Here is a 3,553-nt window from a genome sequence, read left to right on the forward strand (position 1 = left end):
CCGGCTGGCGTCCGCGCGGACGGAGGCATCCGACCGGGTTGCCGCGCTCCGGACCGAGCTCGCAGCCGCGGAGTCCGAGGTCACCAGGCTCGGGGACGCCGCGCACCGCGACGAGGTCGTCCGGGCCCAGCTCGAGGTCAAGGTGTCCGAACTCGAGTCCGCGGTGCTGGAACGCCATGGCATCGAGCCCGAGGCACTGGTCGCGGAATACGGACCGGAGGTGCCGCTTCCACCGTCCTCGCTCGAGATCGAGGAGTACGAGGCGGCCCGCGAGCGCGGTGAGGACGTCACCCCGCCCCCGCCGATGCCCTACCACCGCGCCGAACAGGAGCGTCGGCTGAAGCAGGCCCAGAAGGATCTCGCGACCCTGGGCAAGGTCAATCCGCTGGCGCTCGAGGAGTTCGCCGCTCTCGAGGAGCGGTACGCGTTCCTGTCCACCCAGCTCGACGACGTCAGGAAGGCCCGGGCCGACCTCGAGGGGGTGATCGACGACGTCGACGAGAGGATCGAGCAGATCTTCACCGAGGCGTGGGTGGACGTCGAACGCGAGTTCCGGGACGTGTTCTCCGTGCTGTTCCCCGGCGGAGAGGGCCGGTTGATCCTCACCGATCCCACGGACATGCTGGCCACGGGCATCGAGGTCGAGGCCCGGCCGCCGGGGAAGAAGGTCAAGCGGCTGTCCCTGCTGTCCGGGGGGGAGAAGTCGCTGACGGCCGTGGCGATGTTGGTGGCGATCTTCAAGGCCCGGCCCAGCCCGTTCTACGTGATGGACGAGGTCGAAGCCGCGCTCGACGACACCAACCTGCGCCGACTCATCGGATTGTTCGAGCAGCTGCGGGAGACAAGCCAGCTCATCGTGATCACCCACCAGAAGCCCACGATGGACGTGGCCGATGTGCTCTACGGGGTGTCCATGCAGGGTGACGGCATCTCCAAGGTGATCTCCCAGCGCATGCGCTGACGTTCGGCGGGCCTCGCGGTGCCGGGCGTCAGGAACGCCTGAACAGCGCGCGGAGACGCTCCCGGTTGACCACCGCGATCGCCCGTAGCGGGATCCCCGCCGGGCACACCGTCGAACACTCGCCGTAGAGGGAGCAGGACCCGAACTCCTGATCCGCCGCGCGGACCATCTCGCGCGCCCTCGAACCGCGTTCGCGGCTCGCCACCGGCATGAGGGCCAGATGCCCCAGCTTGGCACCCACGAAGAGATTCGCCGATCCGTTGGGGCAGGCGGCCACACACGCGCCGCAGCCGATGCAGGCCGCCAGATCCAGTGCGGTCTCCGCCTCCCGGTGGCCCTGGGACGTCACATCGGCGTCGGGGGCCGCCCCCGCGGGCAGCGACACGTGGGCCCCGGCCTCGGCGATCCGGTCGAGCGCGGAACGGTCCACCACGAGGTCCCGGATCACGGGGAACACTGCCGAGCGCATCGGTTCGATGCGCAGGGTGTCGCCGTCGGAGTAGGCGTCCAGGCGCTGGTGGCACGAGGGGGTGTTCTCCGCAGGGCCGTGCGGACGGCCGTCGACGCTCACCCCGCACGCGCCACAGATCCCCTCCCGACAGTCGGAGTCGAACGCCACCGGCTCCTGCCCGTCATCAATCAATCGGCCGTTGAGCACGTCGAGCAACTCGAGCAGGCTCATCTCCGGTTCGGCGTCCGGGACGGCGTACTCCTCGTACGCGCCGGTCTCCTCGGGACCGGACTGCCTCCACACGCGCAGGGTCAGTCTCACGATGCCGTCCTCATGGCCGTCCCGGGTGCGGTTCTCATCGGTAGTCCCTCGTCGTGAGCTCGACCGCGGTGAACTCGAGCGGTTCGGCGTGGCGGGTGAACGTGCGCGGGCCGCCCCGGTCGTCGCCCTCGGACCCCCAGACGGAGACGAATCGCCACTGGTCGTCCCGGCGCAGTGCCTCACCGCCCGGGGTACGGTGTTCGTCGCGGAAGTGGGCACCGCACGACTCGTCGCGGTCCAGGGCGTCGACGCACATCAGCTCGGCCAGCTCCAGGTAGTCGGCCGTCCGGCCGGCCAGTTCGAGCACCTGGTTGAGGTGCCCCCCGGTCCCCGTCACCCGCAGGTCGGACCAGAACCGGGTCCGCAGGTCGCGGATCCGATCGATCGCGGTGGAAAGACCTTCGGCGGTGCGGGTGACCCCACACCCGGCGTAGAGGATCTCGCCCAGTTCGCGGTGGAAGTGGCCGGGTCCGGTCGAGCCGCCCACCGCGAGCAGCGCATCCACGCGGCCCCGGGCACGGGCCACGGCGGCGGTGACCACCTCGTCGTCGTCGTCCGGGGGGTGGTCACCGAGGCGGGCGGCCAGGTGAGCCGGCACCGAGTACGGGAGGGTGAACCAGCCGTCCACGCTGGCGCTGAGCAGGGAGTTGGCGCCGAGCCGGTTGGCGCCGTGGTAGGCCCAGCCACACTCGCCGCCCACGAACAACCCGGGGATCGAGGTCTGGAGGTCGTAGTCGCTCCAGAGCCCTCCCATGGTGAAGTGGCAGGTGGGCGCGATGCGCATCGGAACGGAGTACGGGTCCTCGCCGGTGGCGTGGGAGTACATGTCGAAGAGGTTGCCGTAGCGTTCGGCGATCCGTCGCCGCCCGCCGCCCGCGAGAGCCTCCCGGAAGTCCAGGTAGACCGAGTTGTGCCGGGGGCCCACCCCACGCCCGTCGCGGAGCTGCGCCGTGATCGCCCGTGAGGCCACGTCGCGGGGGACCAGGTTGCCGTAGGCGGGGTAGCGGCGTTCGAGGAAGTAGTCGCGATCGGAGTCCGGGATCTCGCCGGGCGGCCTGTCGTCGCCGGCGCGCAGCGGCACCCAGATCCGGCCGTCGTTGCGCAGTGACTCGCTCATGAGAATGGTCTTGGACTGCCACGCCGAGTCCTTGGGCAGGGCGGTGGGGTGGAACTGCACGAACGACGGTGAGGCGAACAGCGCCCCCCGCTGGTGAGCCCGCCACACGGCCGAGGCGTTGGAGTTCACCGCGAGCGTGGAGTCGTGGAAGACGTTGCCGTAGCCACCCGTCGCCAGCACGACGGCGTGGGCGGTCTCGGCGCGGATGCGTCCGGTGACGAGATCGCGGACCACGACCCCGTGACATCCGGCCTCGTCGACGATCAGATCCAGCATCTCGTGACGGGTGTGCAACCGCACCGAGCCGGCCCGGATCTGCCGCTGGAGGGCCTGGGTGCCGGCGATCTGGAGCTGCTGCCCGGTCTGTCCGCGGGAGTAGTAAGTCCGTGAGACCTGGACCCCGCCAAACGATCGCGTGGACAACACGCCCCCGTACTCCCGCGCGAACGGGGTGCCGATCGCCGAGAAGTGGTCGATGACGCGCGCCGACTCCTCGCCCAGCCTGAACGCCTCGGCCTCCCTGCCCCGGAAGTCACCACCCCTGACCGTGTCGACGACGAAGCGGTGCAGACTGTCGCCGTCGACCCGCCGCGCGCGGGCGGCATTGATCCCGCCCTGGGCGGCCACGGAGTGCGCGCGCCGCGCAGCGTCGTGGTAGGTCAGCGCGGTGACCCGATACCCCAGCTCGCCGAGCGCGGCCGCC

General features: G+C 70.7%; 3 protein-coding genes. 1 reads left to right on the plus strand and 2 read right to left on the minus strand.

Going from position 1 to position 3,553, the window contains the following annotated elements; genetic code table 11:
- Window positions 1–961 (plus strand): AAA family ATPase (locus G6026_RS09460; RefSeq protein WP_182613012.1); only part of this gene is annotated, 961 nt, incomplete at its 5' end.
- 28 nt (window positions 962–989) lie between these two features.
- Here the strand turns inward: G6026_RS09460 and G6026_RS09465 are convergent.
- Complete coding sequence (locus G6026_RS09465) at window positions 990–1,733, minus strand: succinate dehydrogenase/fumarate reductase iron-sulfur subunit (protein ID WP_107756653.1); 744 nt, start codon at window positions 1,731–1,733, stop codon at window positions 990–992.
- 34 nt (window positions 1,734–1,767) lie between these two features.
- Window positions 1,768–3,553 (minus strand): fumarate reductase/succinate dehydrogenase flavoprotein subunit (locus G6026_RS09470; protein ID WP_182613013.1); only part of this gene is annotated, 1,786 nt, incomplete at its 5' end.

The organism is Dietzia sp. DQ11-38-2 (assembly GCF_014145055.1).
Taxonomy (GTDB): domain Bacteria; phylum Actinomycetota; class Actinomycetes; order Mycobacteriales; family Mycobacteriaceae; genus Dietzia.